The following is a 328-nucleotide window of genomic DNA, read 5'->3' as shown; positions in this document are numbered from 1 at the left end:
GGCGTTCGGACTGCGCGGCCGCAGCGCCGAGCAGCGGGTCGCGCTGGACCTCCTGCTGGACCCGGAGGTCGGCATCGTCTCGATGGGCGGCCGGGCCGGGACGGGGAAGTCCGCGCTGGCGCTCTGCGCCGGGCTGGAGGCCGTGCTGGAGCGGCAGCAGCACCGGAAGGTGATGGTCTTCCGGCCGCTCTACGCGGTCGGCGGCCAGGAGCTCGGCTACCTGCCGGGCAGCGAGAGCGAGAAGATGAGCCCCTGGGCCCAGGCCGTCTTCGACACCCTCTCGGCCGTCACCACCCCCGACGTGATCGAGGAGATCATCTCCCGGGGG

1 protein-coding gene is annotated in these 328 nt (G+C 73.5%); it reads left to right on the top strand.

Annotated features, from left to right (window positions below; all coding sequences use genetic code 11):
- Positions 1–328 (top strand): PhoH family protein (locus PUR61_RS45330; RefSeq protein ID WP_329879443.1); only part of this gene is annotated, 328 nt, incomplete at both ends.

Origin of the sequence: Streptomyces sp. BE20 (assembly GCF_036322525.1) — a bacterium.
GTDB lineage: Bacteria > Actinomycetota > Actinomycetes > Streptomycetales > Streptomycetaceae > Kitasatospora.
The sequence above is the reverse complement of the archived record's forward strand: the minus strand, read 5'-3'. Positions and strand labels throughout refer to the sequence as shown.